The 23,539-nt window shown below is 65.7% G+C and carries 27 protein-coding genes; 21 read left to right on the top strand and 6 right to left on the bottom strand.

Annotated features, from left to right (window positions below):
- Positions 1 to 34 precede the first annotated feature (34 nt).
- Positions 35 to 958 carry a LysR family transcriptional regulator gene (locus tag LVY72_RS21025; protein WP_237826273.1) on the bottom strand — a complete coding sequence of 308 codons (924 nt, stop codon included), beginning with the start codon at positions 956 to 958 and terminating at the stop codon, positions 35 to 37.
- A 354-nt stretch (positions 959 to 1,312) separates the two neighbouring features.
- On the opposite strand from LVY72_RS21025, the gene nrdH reads away from it, so the two are divergent.
- From nrdH to LVY72_RS21000, 5 genes are all read left to right on the top strand, one after another.
- Positions 1,313 to 1,555: a glutaredoxin-like protein NrdH gene (nrdH, locus tag LVY72_RS21020; protein WP_237826183.1), complete on the top strand. Its 243-nt coding sequence runs from the start codon at positions 1,313 to 1,315 to the stop codon at positions 1,553 to 1,555.
- A 44-nt stretch (positions 1,556 to 1,599) separates the two neighbouring features.
- The gene (gene nrdI / locus LVY72_RS21015; protein WP_237826271.1) at positions 1,600 to 2,070 is read left to right on the top strand and encodes a class Ib ribonucleoside-diphosphate reductase assembly flavoprotein NrdI; all 471 of its coding nucleotides are present in this window, start codon (positions 1,600 to 1,602) and stop codon (positions 2,068 to 2,070) included.
- A 26-nt stretch (positions 2,071 to 2,096) separates the two neighbouring features.
- Positions 2,097 to 4,217 (top strand): class 1b ribonucleoside-diphosphate reductase subunit alpha, encoded by a 2,121-nt coding sequence (nrdE, locus tag LVY72_RS21010; RefSeq protein ID WP_269092775.1) that lies wholly within the window; start codon positions 2,097 to 2,099, stop codon positions 4,215 to 4,217.
- Between the two features lie 101 nt (positions 4,218 to 4,318).
- On the top strand, positions 4,319 to 5,293 hold the full coding sequence (nrdF, locus tag LVY72_RS21005) for a class 1b ribonucleoside-diphosphate reductase subunit beta (protein WP_237826181.1): 975 nt from the start codon (positions 4,319 to 4,321) through the stop codon (positions 5,291 to 5,293).
- Positions 5,294 to 5,602: 309 nt separating this feature from the next.
- Positions 5,603 to 5,794: a hypothetical protein gene (locus tag LVY72_RS21000; protein ID WP_237826176.1), complete on the top strand. Its 192-nt coding sequence runs from the start codon at positions 5,603 to 5,605 to the stop codon at positions 5,792 to 5,794.
- A 288-nt stretch (positions 5,795 to 6,082) separates the two neighbouring features.
- Here LVY72_RS21000 and LVY72_RS20995 read toward each other — a convergent pair whose 3' ends face one another.
- From LVY72_RS20995 to LVY72_RS20985, 3 genes are read right to left on the bottom strand one after another with little or no spacing between them, the layout of a single operon-like run.
- The gene (locus LVY72_RS20995) at positions 6,083 to 6,496 is read right to left on the bottom strand and encodes a hypothetical protein (protein ID WP_237826175.1); all 414 of its coding nucleotides are present in this window, start codon (positions 6,494 to 6,496) and stop codon (positions 6,083 to 6,085) included.
- The gene (locus LVY72_RS20990; protein WP_237826174.1) at positions 6,489 to 7,079 is read right to left on the bottom strand and encodes an Asp23/Gls24 family envelope stress response protein; all 591 of its coding nucleotides are present in this window, start codon (positions 7,077 to 7,079) and stop codon (positions 6,489 to 6,491) included. The genes LVY72_RS20995 and LVY72_RS20990 overlap by 8 nt, the downstream gene beginning before the upstream one ends.
- Positions 7,070 to 7,681, bottom strand: a complete 612-nt coding sequence (locus LVY72_RS20985) for an RNA polymerase sigma factor (protein WP_237826173.1) — start codon at positions 7,679 to 7,681, stop codon at positions 7,070 to 7,072. Before LVY72_RS20985 ends, LVY72_RS20990 begins: the two co-directional genes overlap by 10 nt.
- A 176-nt stretch (positions 7,682 to 7,857) precedes the next feature.
- Here LVY72_RS20985 and LVY72_RS20980 point away from each other — a divergent pair, with 176 nt between their 5' ends.
- From LVY72_RS20980 to LVY72_RS20960, 5 genes are read left to right on the top strand one after another with little or no spacing between them, the layout of a single operon-like run.
- Positions 7,858 to 8,373: an Asp23/Gls24 family envelope stress response protein gene (locus tag LVY72_RS20980; protein ID WP_372463744.1), complete on the top strand. Its 516-nt coding sequence runs from the start codon at positions 7,858 to 7,860 to the stop codon at positions 8,371 to 8,373.
- A 45-nt stretch (positions 8,374 to 8,418) separates the two neighbouring features.
- Complete coding sequence (locus LVY72_RS20975; protein WP_237826172.1) at positions 8,419 to 8,598, top strand: hypothetical protein; 180 nt, start codon at positions 8,419 to 8,421, stop codon at positions 8,596 to 8,598.
- Positions 8,595 to 9,002: an Asp23/Gls24 family envelope stress response protein gene (locus LVY72_RS20970; RefSeq protein WP_237826171.1), complete on the top strand. Its 408-nt coding sequence runs from the start codon at positions 8,595 to 8,597 to the stop codon at positions 9,000 to 9,002. The genes LVY72_RS20975 and LVY72_RS20970 overlap by 4 nt, the downstream gene beginning before the upstream one ends.
- Entirely contained in the window at positions 8,999 to 9,577 is a 579-nt protein-coding gene (locus tag LVY72_RS20965) for a DUF6286 domain-containing protein (protein WP_237826170.1), read from the top strand. Before LVY72_RS20970 ends, LVY72_RS20965 begins: the two co-directional genes overlap by 4 nt.
- Positions 9,578 to 9,627: 50 nt before the next feature.
- On the top strand, positions 9,628 to 10,248 hold the full coding sequence (locus tag LVY72_RS20960; protein ID WP_237826167.1) for an Asp23/Gls24 family envelope stress response protein: 621 nt from the start codon (positions 9,628 to 9,630) through the stop codon (positions 10,246 to 10,248).
- A gap of 497 nt (positions 10,249 to 10,745) precedes the next feature.
- Here LVY72_RS20960 and LVY72_RS20955 read toward each other — a convergent pair whose 3' ends face one another.
- On the bottom strand, positions 10,746 to 11,240 hold the full coding sequence (locus LVY72_RS20955) for a sugar-binding domain-containing protein (protein ID WP_372463748.1): 495 nt from the start codon (positions 11,238 to 11,240) through the stop codon (positions 10,746 to 10,748).
- A 137-nt stretch (positions 11,241 to 11,377) separates the two neighbouring features.
- Between LVY72_RS20955 and LVY72_RS20950 the strand changes: the two genes are divergently transcribed.
- From LVY72_RS20950 to LVY72_RS20935, 4 genes are all read left to right on the top strand, one after another.
- On the top strand, positions 11,378 to 11,569 hold the full coding sequence (locus LVY72_RS20950) for an SDR family oxidoreductase (RefSeq protein ID WP_237826165.1): 192 nt from the start codon (positions 11,378 to 11,380) through the stop codon (positions 11,567 to 11,569).
- A gap of 228 nt (positions 11,570 to 11,797) precedes the next feature.
- Entirely contained in the window at positions 11,798 to 12,823 is a 1,026-nt protein-coding gene (locus tag LVY72_RS20945) for an ATP-dependent 6-phosphofructokinase (protein ID WP_237826164.1), read from the top strand.
- A gap of 51 nt (positions 12,824 to 12,874) precedes the next feature.
- On the top strand, positions 12,875 to 14,353 hold the full coding sequence (pyk, locus tag LVY72_RS20940; protein WP_237826163.1) for a pyruvate kinase: 1,479 nt from the start codon (positions 12,875 to 12,877) through the stop codon (positions 14,351 to 14,353).
- A gap of 235 nt (positions 14,354 to 14,588) precedes the next feature.
- The gene (locus LVY72_RS20935) at positions 14,589 to 15,920 is read left to right on the top strand and encodes an MFS transporter (protein ID WP_372463743.1); all 1,332 of its coding nucleotides are present in this window, start codon (positions 14,589 to 14,591) and stop codon (positions 15,918 to 15,920) included.
- Between the two features lie 4 nt (positions 15,921 to 15,924).
- On the opposite strand, the gene LVY72_RS20930 is transcribed toward LVY72_RS20935, so the two are convergent.
- Positions 15,925 to 17,430 carry a PAS domain S-box protein gene (locus LVY72_RS20930; protein ID WP_237826159.1) on the bottom strand — a complete coding sequence of 502 codons (1,506 nt, stop codon included), beginning with the start codon at positions 17,428 to 17,430 and terminating at the stop codon, positions 15,925 to 15,927.
- Between the two features lie 174 nt (positions 17,431 to 17,604).
- On the opposite strand from LVY72_RS20930, the gene LVY72_RS20925 reads away from it, so the two are divergent.
- From LVY72_RS20925 to LVY72_RS20895, 7 genes are read left to right on the top strand one after another with little or no spacing between them, the layout of a single operon-like run.
- Entirely contained in the window at positions 17,605 to 18,747 is a 1,143-nt protein-coding gene (locus LVY72_RS20925; RefSeq protein ID WP_237826157.1) for an acyl-CoA dehydrogenase family protein, read from the top strand.
- Between the two features lie 32 nt (positions 18,748 to 18,779).
- Entirely contained in the window at positions 18,780 to 19,154 is a 375-nt protein-coding gene (locus tag LVY72_RS20920) for a hypothetical protein (RefSeq protein WP_237826153.1), read from the top strand.
- A gap of 2 nt (positions 19,155 to 19,156) precedes the next feature.
- Positions 19,157 to 19,762, top strand: coding sequence for a nuclear transport factor 2 family protein (locus LVY72_RS20915; RefSeq protein WP_237826152.1), 606 nt, complete (start codon positions 19,157 to 19,159; stop codon positions 19,760 to 19,762).
- Positions 19,763 to 19,773: 11 nt separating this feature from the next.
- On the top strand, positions 19,774 to 21,051 hold the full coding sequence (locus LVY72_RS20910; RefSeq protein WP_237826151.1) for an aromatic ring-hydroxylating oxygenase subunit alpha: 1,278 nt from the start codon (positions 19,774 to 19,776) through the stop codon (positions 21,049 to 21,051).
- A complete protein-coding gene (locus LVY72_RS20905; protein WP_237826150.1) occupies positions 21,044 to 21,586 on the top strand; it encodes an aromatic-ring-hydroxylating dioxygenase subunit beta in 543 nt (180 codons plus the stop codon). The genes LVY72_RS20910 and LVY72_RS20905 overlap by 8 nt, the downstream gene beginning before the upstream one ends.
- Positions 21,587 to 21,598: 12 nt before the next feature.
- Complete coding sequence (locus LVY72_RS20900) at positions 21,599 to 22,387, top strand: SDR family NAD(P)-dependent oxidoreductase (RefSeq protein WP_237826149.1); 789 nt, start codon at positions 21,599 to 21,601, stop codon at positions 22,385 to 22,387.
- A gap of 60 nt (positions 22,388 to 22,447) precedes the next feature.
- On the top strand, positions 22,448 to 23,410 hold the full coding sequence (locus LVY72_RS20895) for a PDR/VanB family oxidoreductase (protein WP_237826147.1): 963 nt from the start codon (positions 22,448 to 22,450) through the stop codon (positions 23,408 to 23,410).
- Positions 23,411 to 23,539 lie beyond the last annotated feature (129 nt).

Raw genomic sequence — 23,539 nt, 5'->3', positions numbered from 1 at the left:
ATAGGGACCGGGGCCGGGCTAGGGAACGGGCGGCCTACTGGTGCTTCGGCGCGATGCTCAGCCCGCGCAGGATCCCGGAGAGCTGGTCCATAAAGAGGTCCACCTGGACGTTCTGCTTTTCGTTCAGGAGCAGGGCGAAGATGCTGCGTGCCAGCCGGATCTCGGGCACATCCAGCACCACGACGCCGGAGGTTCCGCGCTGCAGGGCCAGTTCGGGCACCAGCGCCGCGCCGACGCCGGCCGCGGCCAGTTCCAGGCTGGCATTGAAGTCATCGCAGTAGGCCGCCACCCGCGGATGCAGGCTGCAGCTGGCGAACAGCCGCTCGATCACCGTCGCGTCCGCGGTTCCGGGATGGTGCATGATCCAGGGCATCTCCGCCAGCTGCGACGCCGACACCTCCGAGCCGGAGCGGATGCCCCAGGACTGGGGCAGCACCACACGGAAGTTGTCATCGCCGATCCACTGCCGGCTCACCGTGTGCGGCCACGCCAGGCCACCCTGGCCCACCTGGTACACCAGGGCGATGTCCAGTTCGCCGCCGGTGCGCAGGCCGTGGATCGTTTGGGCCGGCTCGGCCACGAAGACTTTCAGGTTCAGCCCCAGGTCGCGCCAGGCCGGGGTCCGCAGCAGCCGGGGGAGCGCATAGGTGGCCAGGCTGGGAAAGATCCCCACCCGCAGTTCCTCGTGGGTGCTTTCGTAGGTGCTGGAGGTGGCGGCCAGCAGTGCGTCGATGTCGGTGAGGACCTTGGCCGCGTGGCGGGACATCACGACGGCGGCCTCGGTGGGCTGCACGCTGCGGGCCGAGCGCTCGAAGAGCTTCACCCCGGCCGCGCGCTCGAGCGCGGACATCTGCTGCGAGACCGCCGAGGCGGTATAGCCCAGCTGCAGGGCGGCGGCGGCGAAGGAACCCCTGCGGGTGACCTCCAGCAGGGTCCGCAGGTGGACCGGATTGACCATGTGCTCATTGAACCAGAAGGACGTCAAACCGCCGGTGGCAGCGACACGCCGAGGGATCGGCGACACGCCCCCTTTTCAACTGGGGAGAAGGCCGTCCACAGGGTGTGGACGGCCTGGTGAAAGCCGCGGATTTCCGCCGGTTTCCGGGCCAAGATTATCCCCAGTGCCTGTGGACTGGAGGGGTGATAAATGACATACTTGTAATACATCATCTAGGGGTCCCGGACGGTCGCCTGCACTAGATGTAGTATTGAACCAGCTGGAGGGGCGCGGTCTGCCGGTTCCGCGGAAACACCGCGGAGCCCCTCGGAATATTTCAGACATTCGCATAGTTTCCCAAGGGGAAGAGGGATCATGACTGTCACGGTTTACACCAAGCCGTCCTGCGTTCAGTGCAACGCCACCTACCGCGCTCTTGACAAGAAGGGCATCGAGTACCACAGCGTTGACCTGTCCCAGGACCCGGCCGCCCTTGAGCGCGTGCGCGCCCTCGGCTACATGCAGGCACCCGTTGTCGTGACCGAGCAGGACCACTGGTCCGGCTTCCGCCCCGACAAGATCGAAGAACTCGCCCAGGCTGCCGCTTCGGTGGCCTGAGGCTCCCGGAAGCTACGGAGGAATCCTCCATGACCGCTGTCCAGATGGCCGACGGCGCCGTCGGGCACGGCCGTGGAGCGGCGCCGGGGTCAAGTACCGACGCCCAGCTGATTTATTTCTCCTCGGCCTCGGAGAACACCCACCGCTTTGTTGAAAAACTGGGGCTGGAAGCCGCGCGCATCCCGCTTCATACCAATGATGAAACGATTTACGCCCGCAGGCCTTTCGTCCTGGTCCTCCCCACCTACGGCGGGGAGTCGGGCAGGAATTCGATTCCGCCGCAGGTGATCAAGTTTCTCAACCAGGAACGGAACCGGTCCCTGCTGCGCGGAGTCATCGGGGCAGGCAATACGAACTTCGGCACAACGTACTGCCTGGCCGCGGACAAGATCGCGGCCAAATGCCATGTGCCTGCACTCTATCGATTCGAACTTATGGGGACGTCGGACGACGTCGACCGCGTGAAGAAGGGCTTGGAAGACTTTTGGACACGACAGTCGCAGACGGCGCAGTAGCGAAGGCCGCAGACAACGCCAAGGAGCTGCCGGCCGCCTACAAGGGGCTCGGCTACCACGAGCTCAACGCGATGCTGAACCTCTACGGGCCGGACGGGAAGATCCAGTTCGAGGCGGACCGCTGGGCAGCGCGCCAGTACTTCCTGGAGCACGTGAACAACAACACGGTCTTCTTCCATGACCTGGACGAGAAGCTGGAATACCTGGTCAAGCACGACTACTACGAGCGCGAGACGCTGGACCAGTACACGATGAACTTCATCCGTGACCTGTTCAAGCGCGCGTACAAGAAGAAGTTCCGCTTCGAGACCTTCCTCGGCGCGTTCAAGTTCTACACGTCGTACACGCTCAAGACCTTCGACGGCAAGCGCTACCTGGAGCGCTACGAAGACCGTGTCTGCATGGTGGCCCTGCACCTGGCCCGCGGCAACGAGGAGCTGGCCACCCGCCTGGTGGACGAGGTCATCGAGGGACGCTTCCAGCCGGCCACGCCCACGTTCCTGAACGCCGGCAAGAAGCAGCGCGGCGAGCTCGTTTCCTGCTTCCTGCTGCGCATCGAGGACAACATGGAGTCCATCGCCCGCGGCATCAACTCGGCCCTGCAGCTGTCCAAGCGCGGCGGCGGCGTGGCCCTGTCCCTGACGAACATCCGCGAGCACGGCGCCCCGATCAAGCAGATCGAGAACCAGTCCTCCGGCGTCATCCCCGTGATGAAGCTGCTCGAGGACTCTTTCTCCTACGCCAACCAGCTCGGGGCCCGCCAGGGCGCCGGCGCCGTCTACCTGCACGCGCACCACCCGGACATCTACCGCTTCCTGGACACCAAGCGCGAGAACGCGGATGAGAAGATCCGGATCAAGACCCTCTCGCTGGGCGTGGTGGTCCCGGACATCACCTTCGAGCTGGCCAAGCGCAATGAGGACATGTACCTGTTCTCCCCGTACGACGTCGAGCGCGTCTACGGCGTGCCCTTCTCCGACGTCTCCGTCACCGAGAAGTACTACGAGATGGTGGACGACGCGCGGATCAAGAAGACCAAGATCAACGCCCGCGAGTTCTTCCAGACCCTGGCCGAGATCCAGTTCGAGTCCGGCTACCCGTACATCATGTTCGAGGACACGGTGAACCGGGCCAACCCGATCGCCGGCAAGATCACCATGAGCAACCTCTGCTCGGAGATCCTGCAGGTCTCCACCCCGTCGGAGTACGCCGAAGACCTGAGCTACGACGTCGTCGGCAAGGACATCTCCTGCAACCTCGGCTCGATGAACATCGCCAAGACCATGGACTCGCCGGACTTCGGCGCCTCCATCGAGACGGCCATTCGGGCACTGAGCGCGGTCTCGGACATGTCCCACATCAACTCGGTGCCCTCCATCGCTGCCGGCAATGCCCAGTCCCACGCCATCGGCCTGGGCCAGATGAACCTGCACGGCTACCTGGCCCGCGAGCGGGTCCACTACGGCTCCGAAGAAGGCCTGGACTTCACCAACATCTACTTCGCCACCGTGCTGTACCACTGCCTGCGTGCCTCCAACGCGATCGCGAAGGAGACGGGGGAGAAGTTCGGCGGCTTCGAGGACTCCAAGTACGCCACCGGCGAGTTCTTCGACAAGTACACGGACGAGGACTGGCTGCCGCAGACCGAGAAGGTCAAGGAGCTCTTCCAGGACGTCCACGTCCCCACCCGGGAGGACTGGGCCGCCCTGAAGGACTCCGTCATGGAGCACGGCATCTACAACCAGAACCTGCAGGCCGTCCCGCCCACCGGCTCGATCTCCTACATCAACAACTCGACCTCCTCCATCCACCCGGTGGCCTCGAAGATCGAGATCCGCAAGGAAGGCAAGATTGGCCGCGTCTACTACCCGGCGCCGTACCTGACCAACGACAACCTGGAGTACTACCAGGACGCGTACGAGATCGGCTACGAGAAGGTCATCGACACCTACGCCGCGGCCACCCAGCACGTGGACCAGGGCCTGTCCCTGACGCTGTTCTTCAAGGACACCGCCACCACCCGGGACATCAACAAGGCGCAGATCTACGCGTGGAAGAAGGGCATCAAGACCATCTACTACATCCGCCTGCGCCAACTCGCCCTCGAGGGGACCGAGGTGGAAGGCTGCGTCAGCTGCATGCTTTAGTTTCTGCAAGCAACTAAAAGTGCGACGACGGCGGCAGCCTGCCGCCGTCGTCGCACCCCTGACAGATTTCACGAAACGAAAGAGAAACCCGAGGATTGGAAATGACTGACAAGGTCAAGCTCCTCCACCACGTCGAGGCGATCAACTGGAACCGGATCCAGGACGACAAGGACGTGGAGGTCTGGAACCGGCTGGTGAACAACTTCTGGCTGCCCGAGAAGGTGCCGCTGTCCAACGACGTGCAGTCCTGGGGCACCCTGACCCCGGCCGAGCAGCAGCTGACCATGCGCGTGTTCACCGGCCTGACCCTGCTGGACACCGTGCAGGGCACCGTCGGCGCCGTGTCCCTGATCCCCGATGCGCTGACCCCGCATGAGGAGGCCGTCTACACGAACATCGCGTTCATGGAGTCCGTGCACGCCAAGAGCTACTCCTCGATCTTCTCCACCCTGTGCTCCACCAAGGAGATCGACGAGGCCTTCCGCTGGTCCACTGAGAACGTGAACCTGCAGAAGAAGGCGCAGATCATCATGGACTACTACTACGGCGAGGATCCGCTGAAGAAGAAGGTGGCCTCCACGCTGCTGGAGTCCTTCCTGTTCTACTCCGGCTTCTACCTGCCGATGTACTGGTCCTCCCGGGCCAAGCTGACCAACACCGCGGACCTGATCCGGTTGATCATCCGTGACGAAGCGGTGCACGGCTACTACATCGGCTACAAGTACCAGAAGGGCCTGGAGCAGGTCTCCGAGGAGAAGCGCCAGGAGCTCAAGGACTACACCTTCGAACTGCTCTACGAGCTGTACGAGAACGAGGTCCAGTACACCCACGACCTCTACGACGCGGTGGGCCTGGCCGAGGACGTGAAGAAGTTCCTGCACTACAACGCCAACAAGGCGCTGATGAACCTGGGCTACGAGGCGATGTTCCCGTCCTCCGTGACCGATGTGAACCCGGCGATCCTCTCGGCGCTGAGCCCGAACGCCGACGAGAACCACGACTTCTTCTCCGGGTCGGGATCCTCCTACGTGATCGGCAAGGCCGTGAACACCGAGGACGAGGACTGGGATTTCTAGGTCATGTGAGATGCAGGCCTAGTTGGAAGAAACGGTACGGGTAGTTGGAAGTTCTTCCAACTAGGCGGTACCAGTTCCTAGGAACACTGCGAGGCCTGGAGTTCGTGGGCGGTTCGCCGCACAGTTGGCGAAATGGGGCGACTGCGGTGTTGGTAAAGACCGACTGGCGTGAGATGCAGGTGAGGAGTGACGAGTTGGTTGGCACGCGTGACAACCAACTCGTCATCCCAAAGGAGCCGAGGTGTTCGGCGCGTGAAGACCGACGGCTGCTACTTGGCCACCGCGCTTTCGTGCACTCATAATGCCTGCATGGAGCTGACGGCCTTCCCCCACAGATCCGGCGACTCATGGGTTGTGGATGTACCGGAAGTTCCGGGTCTGACCACACGGGCACAGCGGATCAACGGGATTGTCGATGCGGTTGCAGAGGAGTATGAGCGGCTGACCGGCGGCCTGCCGGACCGTTTCCTGGTTGCGCCGGAGAACTCCTGGATGAAGTAGGGGTAGCGGCCGGAAACCCTGACCATTTCCTCCAGGGCCTCGGGGCTGTAACCCGGGCCGACCTGCCTGGCCGGGACGGTAAAGGCTTCGCGGGCGTCCGGATCGTTGAGGGTGCCGATGAGACGGTAGTCGAAGAGCCCTGCCGGTGGCAGCGGGCCGCGGTGGGTTCCAGCGGATTAGGGGTGCAGAGCCGTGGTGCGGACCTGCGCACATCCACCGTAATGACGGCTGACGTCGGATGCGTCTGTGACGGTTCTGGAGACCCGAAAAGGCGGTCGGTTTCCCTGATCAGACGGGCTTGGGGCGGCTGGCTTCTGTGGCGGCGGGCGGGTGTTCTATGGCCAGGATCGCGATGTCGATGCGTCCCGGGGTCAGGCCGGTGTGGCTGACTGCCCGGGCGATCTGGACTCGCACGGCCTGGGCGACTGTCAGGGCTGTGTAGGCGATGTCGGTGGCGATGTCGAGGTGGATGTCGGCGACGCCGTCGTGGACGGTGGCGAAGACTCCGTCCCGCCGGGTGGGGGTGGAGTCGGTACGGGTTCTGTCGAGGATGTGGGCTGTTCCTGCACCCAGATGAGCGAGGAGGTTCTTCAGGGTCGGTTCGAGCCGGAGAACGCCGGGTGTATCGAGGGCGGCGCGGGCAGCCAGATCGGCCACAAGGTCGCTGTTGATCAGCCGGGCTTCGAGGGGACGCTCAGACATCGTAGAGATCCTCCACGACGATGTTGATGGTCCCGGCGTTGAGTCCGACGTGTGCGGTGATCATGCCGGTGATCCGCTGACGCAGCCGGTGGGCGGCTTCGGGGATGTAGGTGCCGGTGGCGACGGCGATCCGGAGGTCCACTGTGAGACCGGCGGTGCGGGCAGGGGGCCCGGGGTTGTCCGCGATATCCGGGTAGTCGGGATGGACGCGGCAGCGGCGGGCCCGCACTCCCGGAAGAGCGTCGGCTCCGAACCAGATGACTGTGGAGATGGCCTGTTCGCTGACCTCGATGACCCCCTGTTCGACCTGGTGGATGGGGATCCGGTTGCCCCGCCGGACTTCGGCGCGGGCCAAGCTCATGATGGCGTCCTTGACGGCACTGCGCGGCTGCAGGCCAGGATCTTCCTCATCATGCCCGCGCATGGTGCGGGTGGCTTCCGAAAGCTGCGCCAAGCTTGCCCGTGCCGTCCGGCACTGGTCGCAGTCTTGCTCGTGGGCGTTGGGCGGCTGGTCGATGGTGGTCCACACCTCGTCGATGCTGCGGCCGCAGCCGAGGCGGGGGATGTTGTCGTCTAGCGCCATTGGCTCATCTTTTCCGCGAGTTGTATCCGTGCTCTGGCCAGGCGGCCTCTGACCGTCTGTTCACTGACCTTGAGCGTTGAGGCTATCTCAGCGTAGCTGCGCCCGTGGATTTCCCGCAGGAGCCAGCAGGCACGCTGCGTAGGCGGGAGGGTTTCCAGTGCCGCGGCCAAGCCATCCAGCTCGAGTGATATTTCCGCCGCGCGGGCCGGATCGCCTCCTGCTTCCGGGCCGCTGACAGTGCAACCGGCGCTTTCTTCCAGGGTTGCCGGTTCCTGGATGGTTTCCGGGTGGATGGAGCGCCGGCGCAGAGTGTCCAGGCACCGGTTGGTGGCCATTTGGTATAGCCAGCCGCCAAAGGCCTGCGCATGGGTCAGCAGCGGCAGCTTTCTCCAGCAGGCCACCAGGGTGTCCTGCACAACATCCTCGGCTTCGCCCCGGTCGTTGAGCATCCGGAAAGCGAGGCGGAACAGTTTTCCCTGATATTCCCCGACCAAGTATTCGAACGCATCCAGGTCGCCGTCCTGTGCCCGGGCGACGACGGTCGTTTCGTCCAGCTCATCGGGCCGTATCACGACCACGGGTTCACGCCTATCCATCTGCATGGCCTTTCCCCGAACACGAGGGCGGAGGGCTTATGACCACTATCCCAGACGAGGCTGGCGAGCGGAACGCCGTGCACGGGGATGGATGCAGGACAAAAGAGTTTGTGTTGGCAGCGTGATGGTTGGTGGTGACGTACGTCTTTCTCCATGTAAGCAGCACATTGTTGATTGAGGAGATGATTCCCGTGACGGAAGCCCCGAAGATTCCCGCACAGTCCGGCGGAATAGCGGCGGCAGGGGAGGAGCAGAGGCGCAACGCTGTCGATGAGCAGCGCCGCAAGGCGGGGCCGCTGCACACGGACCGGGGGGATACCACCATAGAGGAAACCGTGGTGCAGAAGCTCGCGGGAATGGCCACCCGCGAGGTGCCCGGGGTGTATGCGATGGGCAGCGCGGCCCGGCGTGCGTTCAGCGCCATGGCCGAACGCATTCCCGGTGCCCAGACGAATGTCAGCGGCGGGGTCGTGGTGGAAAAGGGCGAGCTCCAGACAGCCATCGGCGTCAGCATCGTCGTCGACTATGGAACATCCATTGTCGAGGTCAGCCAGGGTATCAGGCGCAATGTCATCCAGGCTGTGGAGCGTGCGACCGGTCTGGAAGTGCTCGAAGTGAACGTCCATGTCACCGATGTCCATCTGCCGGAAGACGACCGGCAGGAGGCCGAGACCAGAAAGACCCCTGAGCTGCAGTAGCAACCCGCCCCGTTCCGGGGCCGCCGTATTTGGAAGGAGGACCCCATGTCCACTACACGATGGTGTCTGGCAGTTGGTCTGGTGTTGGGAATTGTCTTGGCCTTCGGAGGCTTCGTCGCCCTGCTGATAGCGGTCCTCTTTGGCCTGATCGGGCTGGTCGTGGGCCGCATCGCGGAAGGGAAACTGGACGTGCAGGCCCTGTTCGGCAAGGCCTCAAGCCGATGAATGCCCCCGCAGCACACGCGGGCTCTCTGCCGGATGCCGGTGACCTGGATTCGCGGGGGCGTACCGTCCTGGACCAGAAGGTGGTGGAGAAGATCGCCAGCCAGGTTGCCGGCGAGGAGTCCTTCGCCGGCGGTGCCTCCGGAGGGTTCCTGGGCATCGGGGCGCATGCGGACTTTGCCGCCCGTCCCCAGGCCTCGGTGGAGCTCGCGGGCAATATCGCCGCCCTCAGGGTGGAAGTTGGCCTGCTCTATCCCGTACCACTGCGGCAGGCGACCGAACAGCTGCGCCGCCGGATCAGCGAACGCGTCACGGCCCTGACCGGGGTCCAGGTGCGCCAGGTCGACATCACGGTGTCCTGGCTGAAACCTGCCGCTGAATCCACCGGACGCCGGAGGCTGTTGTGAGCCGGCGAGACCGCAAGGCCACGCCCCTGCGGCACCGTCCCAGCCGCGCCGTTCCGGCCCTGATCCTGGGAACGCTGCTGCTGGCGGCCGGGGTGGCACTGGTGTGGGCGGCAGTGGCGCGGATGCTCACCGGTTCGTGGCCGGCGTTTCTGGCCGGGCCACGGGACTGGCTGGCCGGTTTGACCTGGAACGCTCCCGGGGTCTGGGCGGTCGGGACAGTGGCGGCGGTGGCCGGTGTCATTCTGCTGCTGGCGGCGTTGATGCCAGGTCGCTTCAACGCACTGCCGCTGGGCTCGCCCGGAGACGGATCTGCACAGGTGGAGGGAACCCAGGAGACCATCATGACCCGCCGCGCCGTGGCGCGCCTTGCTGCCGCGCACTGTGAACACATCGACGGTGTCCGTTCCGCATCAGCCAAGGCCTCACCGCGTGCGGTCCATCTGAACGTGGCCACGGTCCTGCACGAAACAGCTGAGCTGCGCGGCCGGGTCATTGCCGCGGTCAGCGAACGTCTGGCCGGGACCGGTCTCGATCCGGTCCCGAAGGTCACCGCTTCCATCCGGTCCAGGGAGTAAGAGCGGCAGCCATCCGTCCATCCGCCCGTTTTCCGAAAGGAGGCACCCCTATGCGGCAACACGCCGGAGCCCTGAACCGTACCTGGCTGGCCATCCTCGGCGTTCTCGCCCTGGCCGGCGGTGTCCTGATCCTGCTGATCGCCAGCGGAACCCTGCAGACCATGAGCAGTGCAATCGCCCCTGCCGGCAGTCCTGTCCTAACCATGGATCTGCATGCCGCTTTCGGCCCCGCCTACGCCACGGCCATTGTCCTTGTCGCCGGGCTCATCATAGGTGGCCTGGGATTGTGGTGGATACTGGCGCAGATTCCGCGGAAGAATCCCGCCGGCAAGTACCGGCTGCATCGGGACCCGGCTTCCGGAACCACCCTGTGTGATCCCTCCGTACTGGCCTCGGCCGTGGAGCACCAGGTCAATACACTGCCCGGCGTGGTGGGCTCCTCGGCCCTGCTGCGCGGCTCGGCCACGGAACCGGATCTGACCATGAAAATCACCGTCAACAACCGAGCCGACATCCAGGACCTCCTGCACCGGATCAACACCGGTGTCCTTCCCGACCTGTCCACCGCGTTGGAGACACCGATGCGGCGGACCGGAATCCAGATCGAGGTCAGCAGCCGCAACGCCAATTCCGGCACCACGGTGGAGAGCACCGGAACCGTCATCTACTGAGCTGAAGTTACGTGGGCTACGCTCCGCTCCGCGGTCCCGGGTGTGCGCGGTGGTTCGATAACCGCCGGCCCGCACAGCGCGCGCCCGGAGGCAAACCGCCTCCCGCCGCAGGCGTAGCCGGCGCCGGGGATCTGATAAGCCGCGTTGAGGGTGAAGGAGCGGTTGGGCCGGTTTCCGCCGGAGATAGTGAACCGGTTCCGGTCTGCCAGCCCTGAAGAATGACGACGGTGCCGACCGGCAGCGCCTCCGGCTCCTCTTTGGTGTGGATCTCCTGGCCCTTCAACAGGAGCCGCAGCGGGCGCAGGGCGTCAGCGGACCGGCGTCAGCTTGTCGAGGCATGTGGAAGCACCGGGTAACCACGGGAACTGCCGGATGGACGAAGCTTCCCGAAATTAATTGATTCCGACACACCGGCGCGCATGGACCCTCGCCGGTTCGACTCCGGTGGGGTTTGTCGTAGGCATTTGTTTCTCCCAGGATTGCGAGGGCGTGGTCGGTCACCAGTTCGGTGACAAGGCCACCGCGCATGACGGCACGGATGCTTCTGCCTTGGCGGCGCCACCGGCGACGGCGACGACGCGGGGTACGTTGCGGAGCTGGTCGTAGGAGATATTGATACAGCGCTCCTGGAAGGCGGGGTCGACGGGCGTGCCGTCCTCTTTGATGAGGATGCCGGTGATGTCGGCGACGCAGCCGCCGGAGACGGCCTTCTCGAAGTCGTCCGGACGGAGAACATCGCGTACCTGGGTGTCCGGTGGATTCCACGCACCGACGGAGAGGAGCGCGGCGATGATGGCGGGGAATACGTTCATCGCGCCGCGGATGTCGGGGTGGTTGCGCAGGCCTTTTGCAGTCTCACGGTCCTGGACGAACAGGGGAGCGAAGAGCGGGTAGACGTCGCCGCCCGACTGACGGGATGCCTGCCGTGCGACTTCGATCGGTGATGATCCGATGCCACCGGCGATAAAACCGGTGAGCTGCACGATGGACAGGCGCGGCAGATGTTCGAGCGCCGATCTGCTGGCGGACCGTGTCGTCGCTACCGCTGGAGCGGACCACCTGACAATTTCCTAGGCCAAGCGCGTTCTTGAGACGCTCGCTCAGGACCGGGTCCGGGAGCCCCTCGTCATTGGTTTGGAAGACGGATAGGTCACCGGTCGACGAGCCCCGCTTCAAGCGCTACTGGATCGAGGACGCACCCCAGCAGCGGTACGCAACACCAGACGAGGCCAGTTCCGCTGTCGTGTTCTTTGCCTCCGACGCATCCAGCTTCATGTCCGGCACCGTCCTCGTCGTCGACGGCGGGTACACGCTGTTCTAGGCAGGCAGGCGCGGTCCCGCTCCGGGCGCGAATTGCATCATGGCCGGGCAGGCAATAAATTTAGAGACTATATAAAAATTGGTCTGAACACGCCCGGTCGGGAGGCTTCGCAACAACACCATCCCGAACGAGAGACGGCGCATGCCTGCTGCCATCCGGCTGCGGAACGAATCACGGTCCGCGACTACTTCCCTGCCCTGTATCGAACAGACGAAGGATCCCAACACTGTGAAAATAGGCATTTTGACCAGCGGGGGCGACTGCCCGGGCCTGAACGCGGTGATCCGCGGGGCGGTCCTGAAGGGCATCAAGTCCCACGGCCACGAGTTCGTGGGCTTCCGGGACGGCTGGCGGGGTCTGGTCGAGGGCGACGTGATGGATCTGCCCCGGCACAGCGTGCGCGGCATTTCCAAGCAGGGCGGCACCATCCTGGGCACCTCCCGGACCAATCCGTTCGGGCCCGACGGCGGCCCCGAGGTGGTCCGGGGCCACCTGGAGCGCCTGGGCGTCGGGGCGGTGATCGCCATCGGCGGCGAGGGGACGCTGGCCGCCGCGCAGCGGCTGACCGGGGCGGGCCTGAACATCATCGGCGTGCCCAAGACCGTGGACAATGACCTGGACGCCACCGACTACACCTTCGGCTTCGACACCGCGGTGCAGATCGCCACCGAGGCCATCGACCGGCTGCGCACCACCGGCGAGTCACACCACCGATGCATGATCGCCGAGGTCATGGGCCGGAACACCGGGTGGATCGCCCTGCATGCCGGCATGGCCTCCGGCGCCCACGCCATCCTCATCCCCGAGCAGCAGGTGTCCATGGACCAGGTCACCGAATGGGTGACCGACGCGCACAAGCGCGGACGGGCGCCGCTGGTCGTGGTGGCGGAGGGCTTCGTGCCCGAAGGCGCCGATACCGCCCATTCCCACCGCGGCCTGGACGCCTTCGGCCGGCCGCGTTTGGGCGGCATTGCCGACCGGCTTGCCCCGGAAATCGAGGCCCGCACCGGCCTGGAGACCCGGGCCACCGTGCTCGGGCACATCCAGCGCGGCGGCGTGCCCACCGCCTATGACCGGGTGCTGTCCACCCGTCTGGGCATGGCCGCTGCCGACGCCGCTGCTGCCGGGGCCTGGGGCACGATGGTTGCGCTCCGGGGCACCGACATCGTGCGGACCGGCTTTGCTGACGCCCTCGGGAAACTCAAGACGGTACCCGAAGCACGCTACGAGGAAGCGGCGGTGCTGTTCGGCTGACCGCACGGCCGCCTCCACCGTTCAATTACCACCTACAACAGGGGACTTTCCATGAGACGAGCAAAGATCGTAGCCACGTTCGGGCCGGCCATCGCCGGGTACGACAAGACGCTGGCGGTGCTGGAGGCCGGCGTGGACGTCGCCCGGCTGAACATGAGCCACGGCGATCACGCCGTGCACGAGACCACCTATGCCGATGTCCGCCAGGCAGCCGCCGAACTCGGCCGCGCCGTGGGCATCATGGCGGACCTGCAGGGACCCAAGATCCGGCTGGGCCGTTTCCAGGACGGGCCGCACCACCTGGCAGTGGGCGATACCTTCACCATCACCGCCGAGGACGTGCCCGGAACGAAGGACATGTGCTCCACCACCTACAAGGGCCTGCCCGGGGACGTGGCAGTGGGCGACACCCTGCTGATCGACGACGGTAAGGTCGCCCTGCGCGCCGTCGAGGTTGATGGCCTGAATGTGGTCACCGAGGTGACCGTGGCCGGGGCCGTGTCCGATAACAAGGGCATCAACCTGCCCGGGGTTGCGGTCAACGTACCGGCGCTGAGCGAAAAGGACGAGGCGGACCTGCGCTGGGCGCTGGCCACCGGGGTCGACCTGGTCGCGCTGTCCTTCGTGCGCAATGCCGCTGACATCAAGCGGGTACACCAGATCATGGACGAGGAGGGCCGGCGGGTGCCGGTGATCGCCAAGATCGAAAAGCCCCAGGCCGTGGACGCCCTTGAAGAGATCATCGACGCATTCGACGCGATCATGGTCGCCCGCGGTGACCTCGGGGTGGAGTTGCCGCTGGAGCAGGTCCCGGTGGTGCAGAAGCGCGCCGTCGAGCTGGCCCGCCGCTGGGCCAAACCGGTGATCGTGGCCACCCAAGTGCTCGAGTCTATGATCGAAAACCCCCGGCCCACGCGCGCGGAAGCATCGGACTGCGCCAACGCCGTGCTCGACGGCGCCGACGCGGTCATGCTTTCGGGCGAGACCTCCGTGGGCAAGTACCCGGTCGCGACCGTGGCCACGATGGCGCGGATCATCGAATCCACCGAGCAGCACGGGCTGGAGCGCATTCCGGCCCTGGGCAGCATGCCACGTACCCGCGGCGGGGCGATCACCCGGGCTGCCGTGGAGATCGCCGGGCAGCTGGATGCCAGGTATATCTGCACCTTCACCCAGTCCGGGGATTCGGCCCGCCGGCTCTCGAGGCTGCGCCCGGTCCGGCCGCTGTTCGCCTTCACCCCCACCGAGCAGGTCCGCGCCGAGCTGGCCCTCGCCTGGGGCATCACCCCGGTCCTGGCCGAGCCCGTCTCGCACACCGACCAGATGACCGCCCAAGTGGACCGGACCCTGTTCGATGCGGGCCTGGTCGAGTTGGACGACTTGGTGGTCATCGCCGCCGGGTCCCCTCCCGGGGTCCCTGGCTCCACCAACATGATCAAGGTCCACCGCGTCGGCGACCTGGCCGACGCCGGAGGGGACCTGCCCCGCCGCGAAAAGGTCGGCCCCTGGCCCGAAGCCATCAGGTCCTGACCGCCATGCGCGCCTGCCTTCGCGGGCGGATCAGGACGCTGCCACAGCTGCGGAAGATTCCTGTCGCCAGGGGAAGCCGGCACCGCTGGGTCGAGGTGCAGCCCGACCTCGGCACCACATCCGGCTCGCCGGGGCCGGGGTCTCGGGCGGTCCGGGATGAAGTCATATTTCACTGTGCGGCTTGCCGTTGCCCCTCGCATCTCCACTTTGCGTAGGGTCGAAGCATTCCACCCCGATGCCGGACAATGCGCCGCCGGTCCGTCTGGACCTCGGTTGTCCGATGGACGTACCGGTCCCGGCCGAAAGGCAGTTTTACCGAAGGATGAGTACGCTCGGATACCTTGCTGCTTCGGTGCCTCCGAGGCTGGCTTCTGCCGGTTCGGCTGTGGCCATCCCGATTCTGGCCGTGCAGCAGATGAACGACGTTGGCCTGGGCGGTGCCTTGGTGGCCGTCTCGCTTGGTCCGAGTGTCCTCGCGGCTCCGCTGGTCGGTGCCGCCCTGGACCGGGCCCGCCGCCCCGGCCTGCTGATCGCCGGCTCGGGTCTTCTTTCCGCCATCGCCTTTGCCGTGACTGCGTTCCTCGGTCAGATTCCGCTCCCCGTGGTCTTTGCATCCCTGGCCCTGGCCGGCGCTGTCTCACCGTTCTATTTCGGTGGCCTGTCAAGTTTTGTCGCGGATGCGATGCCCGACCGGCGGCGTGCCTTTGCCTATGACGCGCTCTCCTACAACGTGTCCGCGGTCGCAGGACCTGCCCTGGTCGGCCTCGCGGCGCTGTTCTTTCCGGCCCAGGTCGCCCTCGGGTTACTGGCCGCTGCCGCAGTCCTGGGTGCCCTGAGCACAGCGGCCATTGGGCTGCGGTCCCATGCCGCCGCAGGTGTTTCCGTAGCGCGGTCGGTCCTTGATGGGCTCGGCCACATCCTCGGCCACCGTCCTCTGGCCGTAGTCACCGCCGCATCCACCCTGAGCCAGCTGGGTCAGGGCGGCCTGGCCGTCGCCGCGGTGGCCCTCTCGATCGAACGGACCGGGGCACCGGGCGATGGGGCGCTGCTCGTCACGTCCTTTGCGATCGGCAGCCTCGTGGGTGCCCTGTGGGAGACTGTCCGGCCCACCCGCGCCCGGCTTCCGGCGGTCATGATGCTGGGGTTTGTCTTCACCGGGCTGTCCACCATCGCCGCCGCCCTGGATCTGGGGACAGCCTGGACGGCCGCCGCCATCGGCCTGTCAGGGGCCTTCACCGCATCCGCCACGGCCGCCATGCTCCACCTCCGCAGCCGGCTTAGCCCGCCCCGGCTCCGGTCCCAGGTCTTCACCGTCGGAGCAGGCCTCCGGACCAGTGCCGCCGCGGCCGGTGCCGCACTGGCTGGGTCCGCGACAGGCCTCAGCGGCGGGCTCACCGTGGCGGGGATCGGCCTCATCTGGGTTGTTTCGGCCGGGCTGATGATCGCGTACCCCGCAACCGCCGGTGACAAAAAAGCGACGCCTTCGCGTTCCACGTCACCGGGCCGCACGCTGCCGGAAGACAGGGACGGCCGCCACGAGGTGCGTGAGGATATGTCCTTCGACTGAGGACCTACTGGCTCACTTCTGCTGTGGCCGCCTGCGGCAGCCGGAACCTGAAGATCGAGCCGCCGGGATGGTTTTCCATCGCGGTGATGGTGCCGCGTTGGCGGGTAATGATGCGGTGGCTGAGGGCCAGTCCGACGCCGCTGCCACCCACCTTGGTGGTGAAGGCGCCGTCGAAAATCCGCCCATCCGGAAAATGCGCCAAACCCCTGCCGCGGTCGCTGACGCTGAACTCGCCGAAGCCATCCACTGGCCGGGTTTCAATGGTGACCTCCCGTTCCTGTTGCGGGAACCGCGCCATCTCTTCGACCGCGTTGCGGCACAGATTCATTACCACCTGGCCGATCAGCACCATCTCGCACCGGATCGGGATCGGGGCCTCGTGCAGATTGACCTTCACGCTGGTCTGGTGGGCTTCTGCGGTCAGGTCGATGAAATACAGGCAGTCGCGCACGATCTTGTTCAGGTCCACTACCTGTTCGGACGTTTCCAGGGTGCCGACGAATCCCTTGAGGCTGCGCAGGATCTGGTTGGCCCGCTCAATCTGCTTCTGCGCGTTGTCCAGCCCGTACGCCAAACCCTCGGGCACGTCGCCGGCTGCATCCAGCCTTCGTTTCGCGCCGGTGATGAAGTTGGTCGCGGCGGTCAGCGGCTGTCCCAGTTCGTGTGCCAGGGCCATGGCCAGGTCTCCCATGACGTTTTGCCTGGCAAGGTAGTTGAGCCGGTCCTGGTCGTGCTGGTGTTCCTTTTCGAACCTGATCCGGTCCGTGATGTCGTGCAGGAACAGCAGCGTGCCGCGCAGGTCGTCCTGGAGGTCGATCCGGTGCGGATTGACCGCGAACCAGTTGTCGCTGCCATCGTCGCGGCGGAGGGCAAGCCGGAAGCTGCTGGAACGGGGGGAGGTACCAGTCACCGACAGGGCCTGCTCCAAAGCGGGCTTGGAGTCGTCCGTACAGAAATCCGCCAGCCGCGAACCGAGGAGTTCGCCCAGGGAGATCCCGAGCTGGGATTCGGCCGAATGGCTGGCATAGCTGACCACGCCGTCATCGGCCACCACCAGCAGCGCCTCACGCATGCTGTCGGTGAATGCCCGCAGCCGGCTTTCGGTCCGCTGCAGGTCCGACTTGAGCGCGTCTTCCTTCTCGATGTCCCGGAACTGGACCATGACCACCGTCCGCTCGGACAGCCGGACCCTGGTCGCGATGGCTTCGGTCAGGAAGTCGACGCCGGCCTTCGTCCGGTACATCCATTCCGTCCGGCTGGTGCCATGCTCGACGGCGTTCTGCAGCCATTGCCTGCCCACTGAACGGCGGTAGCGGCGTTCGGAACTGCTCATGTCGGGGGCCTTGAGCGGCCGGAGTTCCTCAAGCGTGAACCCGAGCATCTCGCAGGCCGCGGGATTCGCCCAGAGAATGTCCTTGCTTTCCGCGTCGTGGATCAGGATGCAGTGCCGCAGTGCGGCGAGCATGGCCCCGAAGTCACCGTCGGAAGGCTGGAAAGATATCGCATCCACACTCCCTAGTTGTACATCGTCCCGCTTACCTGCCCATAGGTAATTCCCTTAGGGGTTCGGCGGAAACCTGTGCGCCGGGGCGGAAAAGCACCGATTGAGCCGCAGTAATTGCGGAAATAGCGTGATCGGCGACACCACAACACCAAGACCATCAGGCTACAAGGAGGGGTTCGAATGACGGCAGTGCTGGACACACCCGCCAGGGACGGACTCGACTCAGTCCTCGCGGAGGTCACCGCCCGCCGCAGCGAATTCGGACGGCAGCGGTTCGTTCCGAAGGACGTGATCGACCAGCTGAAGCAGGCCGGCCTCTACCGGGCCGCCACGCCCCGCCGGTTCGGCGGCGACGCCCTGCCTCCGGCGGAGTTCCTGCGCAGGATCGAGCGCATCTCCGCCGTCGACCCGTCCACGGGCTGGGTGGCGAGCTTCGGTTCCGCGCTCATTTACTTTGCGGCCCTGCCGCTCGGGACCCAGGCCGAGCTGTACAGGGACGGCCCGGACCTTGCCTTCGCCGGTGGCTTGTTCCCCGTACAGCCGGCGGCGTTCGACGGCGGGAAATACCGCGTGTCCGGCCGCTGGCGGTTCGCCAGCGGCAGCAAGGGCGCCGACATCCTCGGCGTCGGCATCGCAGGCGGCGAGGAAGCCAACGGCAAGCCCCGGACCGCGCTGCTCCGGCCGGACCAGGCCCGGATCGAGGACAACTGGGACGTGATCGGACTGCACGGCACCGGCAGCCATGACATCGTGGTCGACGGCGTCGACGTACCGCAGGAGTGGACCTTCATCCGCGGTGGCGAGCCCACCGTCGATGAGCCGCTCTACCGGTACCCGGCCATTGCGTACGCCGCCCAGGTGCTCGCCGTCGTCAACCTCGGCGCCGGCCGCGGCGCTCTGGACTACGCCATCGAAATCGGCGCCGGCCGTACCGGTGTCACCGGTGCCCCCAAGCTTGCCGACCGCGCCTATTACCGTATCGACATCGCCAAGGCCGAGGCCGGCCTGCGTTCGGCGGCCGCCTTCTTCTACGACATCACCGAGGAAACCTACGCCACCGTGGCCGCCGGGGACCCTGCCACCGACAAGCAGAAGGCGCTGCTGCGCCTGGCCGGCACCCACGCCGCCAAGGCCGGCGCCGCCGCCGTCCAGACCGCCTATTCGCTGTCCGGCACGGCGGCCATCTATGACGACAACCCGCTGCAGGGCTACCTGCGCGATGCCAACGTGGTGACCCAGCATGCCTTCCTCGGCGACGGAATGTACGACGGCGCCGGCGCAGTCCTGATGGGCCAGCCGCCGGCCATCCCTGCCTTCCTCTGAACCATCCACCACCCGTCCGAAGGGAGCATCCCATGGCTGAGACACCCGAACCGCTGCGCGTCCTGTTCTGCATCGGTATCAACCAGAACTTCTTCGACCTGCCCAAGAGCCAGATCGGCATGGTCTGGACCGCCTTCTCGGGCATGATGAGCCAGCTCGCCGCGCTGCCCGGCGTGCAGGTGGTCGGCACCATGGACGACGACTCCCACATGGTCGGTCCGTCCGCCGGCTGGCCCTGGACCTGCTACATCCTGGCCGATGTCGACACGCAGGAAACGGTCAAGACCGCCTGCAACCTGTTCCGCACCACGCCGGTGGACGAGCATGCGCTCTGGCGCTATGCGGCCATCGAGGCGCGGATGGGCCGGGCGCTGACCATCCGCGACGACGTCGAGTCGGGCTCCTGACCATGCCTGGATCCACGCCGGCCGAAACGGCCGTGACCGGCACCGGTTCCCGCCCGGCTGCATCCCCGCGTCCGCGCACGACCGTCGCCGGGCTGGAGGCCCGGCTGCGGATCCTGGAAGCCGCCGACTCCGTGCGCTGGGTGATGGGCCGCTACTTCCAGTTGTGCGACGTACCGAATCCCCAGCTGGACCTGGGCGAACTCGGCTCGCTCTTCGAGCCTGACGCCGTTTGGGAGGGAGCCGGCCGGGACTACGCGGACAAGTTCGGCCGGCATACCGGGCGCGAGGCCATCGTGGCCATGCTCGCCGGCTACCTGCCGCCGTCGGAGCATTTCACGGCCAATGCCCATGTCCTGGGGGACGGCCGCATCAACGTCACCGGCAGCACCGCCAACGGTACGTGGGTCATGCAGCAGCTGTCGGTCCATGCCGACGGGAGACGGGAACTGTTGGCCGCCCGGCTGAACGTGGACTTCGCCCTCGACGGCGCCCTGGCCACGATCCGGCGCTTCCGCACCGAAAGGCTCTTCGCCGCGCCGCTGGACGATGCCCCGGCGCCCAACAAGGGTGGGGCGCGAGCGCCCCACCCGCTGACTGCAGCACCATAAAGGAGAACCAGATGACCACGACACCAGTGGAAACCGGCCGCAACTTCGCGGCCCTGGCCGGCACCGACCGCGTGGCCGGACAGCTCTACACCGACCCCGGGATCTTCGAACAGGAGCTGGAGAAGATCTTCTACCGGACCTGGGTATGGGTTGCCCACGAGAGCGAAATCCCCGAGGCCGGCAGCTTCAAGATGGCGACCATCGGCCGCCAGCCGGTTATCGTCAACCGCGACCGCAAGGGCAACTTCAATGTCCTGCTCAACCGCTGCCGGCACCGGGGTGCCAGCGTCTGCGAGGTCCCCAAGGGCAAGGCCAACGGCTTCACCTGCCCCTACCACTCCTGGTCCTACTCCCTGGAGGGCCAGCTGCGCGGCATCCCGTATCCCGAAGGCTATGAAGGCGTCGTGGAGAAGAAGGACATGCCGCTGCAGCGCCTGCGGGTGGAAAGCTATGCCGGCATGATCTTCGCCTCCTTCAACCATGACATCGAACCGCTGGAGGACTTCCTCGGCGACGCGAAGATCTGGATCGACCGGTTCATGAAGCAGGGCGCCGGCTACCCCATCAAGGTCCAGGGCGAGCACCGATTCCGGTTCGACGGGAACTGGAAGATCCAACTGGAAAACACTACCGACGGCTACCACTTCCCGATCGTGCACCGGTCCTGGATGGCTTCGGTGGACGCCGAAACGGCCGACATGCTCTCCTTCATGACCGACGAAAAGGCCGTGACCCACGCGCTAGGCAACGGCCACAGCGTGGCCATCATGGTTCCGGAGCACGTGGACCTGGCCGAAGACGACGGGACCGAGGACCTTCAGGAACGCTTCGGACACATCATCGAGGAACTCTCGCAGACCATGCCGCCGGAGCAGGTGCGCCGGATTGTCCGCTCCATGCACGGGGCCGGCTTCAACCTGAACCTCTTCCCGAACGTGGCCATGTCGATGTCCTTCTTCCGCGTGCTGCGCCCGGTCTCCGTCAACGAGACCGAAATCCAGCACCTGGCCCTGGGGTTGGAGGGGGGACCGGAGAGCGTCAACCGGGAACGGCTGAGGATCCACGAACACTTCCAGGGCCCCTTCGGTTTCGGCACCCCGGATGACTCGGAAGCCTGGGACCGCGTGCAGCGCGGAGCCTACGGGAACCAGGAAATGCCCATCCTGGTCAACCGCGGTCTGGGCCGCGAGGAAATCACCGAAGAGGGCTGGAAGACATCGCATGTCACGGACGAATCCGGCATGCGCGAGGCCTATGCACAGTGGAAAAGGATGATGAGCAATGACTAGCCCGACAACCGTGGCCGGACTGGAAGCGGCCGGCGGCCTTGAACTGGGGCCGGGCAGGCTGGCAGACCCGCGGGTGGCCAAGGCCATTGAATTGGTCTGGCACGAAGCCACCCTGCTGGACGCGAAGGAATATGAGGCCTGGGAGCGGCTCTGGACCGTGGACGGCAAGTACATCATCCCGATCGATCCGGAGACCGAGGACTTCGAGACGCACCTGAACATGGTGTACGACGACGCGCGGATGCGCCGCATGCGCGTGACCCGCCTGGTCGAAGGGTATTCGATGTCTGCGGTGGCTGCCGCCCGCACCGCCCGCACCATTTCCCGGTTCACCGTTGCGGAACTCGATGAAGAATCCGTCACCCTGCGTTCGGCACAGGTGCTGGTGGGCTTCAAGCGCGAGAAGCATCTCCTCCTGGCCGCGGACCTGACCCACCGCATCCGGTTCACGGACGCGGGCGCATTGATCGACCTGAAGGTTGTCCGGCTGGTCAATTCCGACGGCGCGGTCACGGCCTCCGGATTCCTGCTCTAGGAAGGCATGATCATGGCATCCACATCAAGCCCGGCAGTACCTGTGCGGACCGAAGCGGGGGAGCGGCAGGTCGCGGTCGTCACCGGCGCCACCCGCGGCCTGGGCGAAGTCATTGTCCGCACGCTTCACCGTGAAGGCTACCGGGTGCTGGCTACCGGCAGCCGCCTGGCGAAGGTCCAGGAACTGGCCGACGAACTTGACCCGAGCGGTTCCACCGCGGCTGCGGCTGCGGTGGATGTCCGCCGCAAGGGCGACTTCGAAGCCGCGCTCGCGCTCGCCGTCGAACGCTGGGGAGGGGCGCATGTGCTGGTCAACAACGCCGGCCGCTCCCAGGTCCAGCCGGTGATGGACATCAGTCCGGAGGAATTCTCGGCGATCGTGTCGACGAACCTGGACGGGGTGTTCTTCGGCTGCCAGGTGTTCGGCCGGCACTTCGCGGGCCAAGGCTACGGCCGCATCGTCAACATTGGCTCGCTGGCTGGCCAGAACGGCGGCACGGCCACCGGCGCGCACTACGCGGCAGCCAAGGGCGGCGTCGGAACCCTGACCAAGGTGTTCGCGCGGGACCTGGCGGCCGGGGGAGTCACGGTCAACGCCGTCTCGCCCGGGCCGCTGGACCTGCCGGTGGTCTATGAGACCGTCGCGCCGGACAAACTCGAGGGCATCAAGGCCAACATTCCAGTGGGTCAGTTGGGCTCCGCGGAGTTCATCGCCTCCACAGTCGCCCTGCTGGCCTCCCCGGATGCTGCCAGCGTCAACGGAGCCTGCTGGGACATCAACGGCGGGCTGTTCATGCGCTGACCGCCCTGGCGGCGGGCCGGCGGTCCGAGTCCGGAAACTGAAGTAGTAAGGAGCAGGGACATGGGAATGTTCCGCGTGAAGGTATCCGAGATTCTCGAGGAAACCGACCACATCAAATCGTTCAAGCTCGTCCGTGCGGACGGAAAGGGTTTCGACCCCTACCTGGCGGGAGCGCATATCGACATCGTCGGCCCAACGAACGTGGTGCGCCAGTATTCGCTGTGCTGCCCTCCCTATGATTTGGACGCCTATCTAGTGGCGGTCAAACGCGAGACGGAGTCCCGGGGAGGATCGGCCGCGCTGCATGACCAGCTGGACATCGGCAGCGAACTGGAGGTCAGCGCACCGCGGAACCTGATGCAGGTGGCCGAAACGGGCGATCGCCATGTCCTGGTGGCTGCAGGCATCGGCGTGACGCCCATGATCAGCATGGCTTACCAGTTGGAACGGGAAGGCAGGTCGTTCGAACTGCATTACTTTGCCCGTTCCCGGGAATTGGCAGCCTTCACCGAACTGCTCGAGGAACGGTGCGGTTTCGCGGAGAAGGTGCGTTTCCACTTCGGGATTCCGCGCGATGAGCAGCCCGCGGTGCTGCAGGAGATCCTCACGGGCCTGACCGGCGGATCCCACGTCTACACGTGTGGGCCCGAGGGCTTCATGGAGCGCGTGCTCTTCCTGGCCGGGCCGGTGGTCGGCGAAGAGAACGTCCATATCGAGCACTTCCAGGCCGGCGAGCTGGCGGACACTTCGGGCGATACCGGTTTCGAGGTGGAGCTGGACTCCGGGGAGGTCTTCGAGATTCCAGCCGACCGTTCCATCGTCGAGGTGCTGCAGGAGAACGGGGTTCCGGTGGACACCTCCTGCAAGGAAGGGATCTGCGGCACCTGTGTCATGGGTGTGCTGGAAGGCGAACCCGAGCACCGGGACAACTGCCTGTCCGCCAGCGAAAAGAGGGCCAACGACCAGATCGCCACCTGCGTCTCCCGGGCCCGTTCCGCGCGGCTGATCCTGGAACCGTTCTAAACGCCGGCACTTTCCCGGACCAGATCCGGCTGCCGCTACCTGGGACATGCACGTCGGCCGACACCAACTATGCCGAAACCACTAATAGGAGATCAGGAAATGACCACTGAAACCGAAGCCACCGCCGCC

The organism is Arthrobacter hankyongi (assembly GCF_022012395.1).
Classification (GTDB): Bacteria; Actinomycetota; Actinomycetes; order Actinomycetales; family Micrococcaceae; genus Crystallibacter; species Crystallibacter hankyongi.
This window is presented reverse-complemented; position numbering and strand designations above follow the sequence as displayed.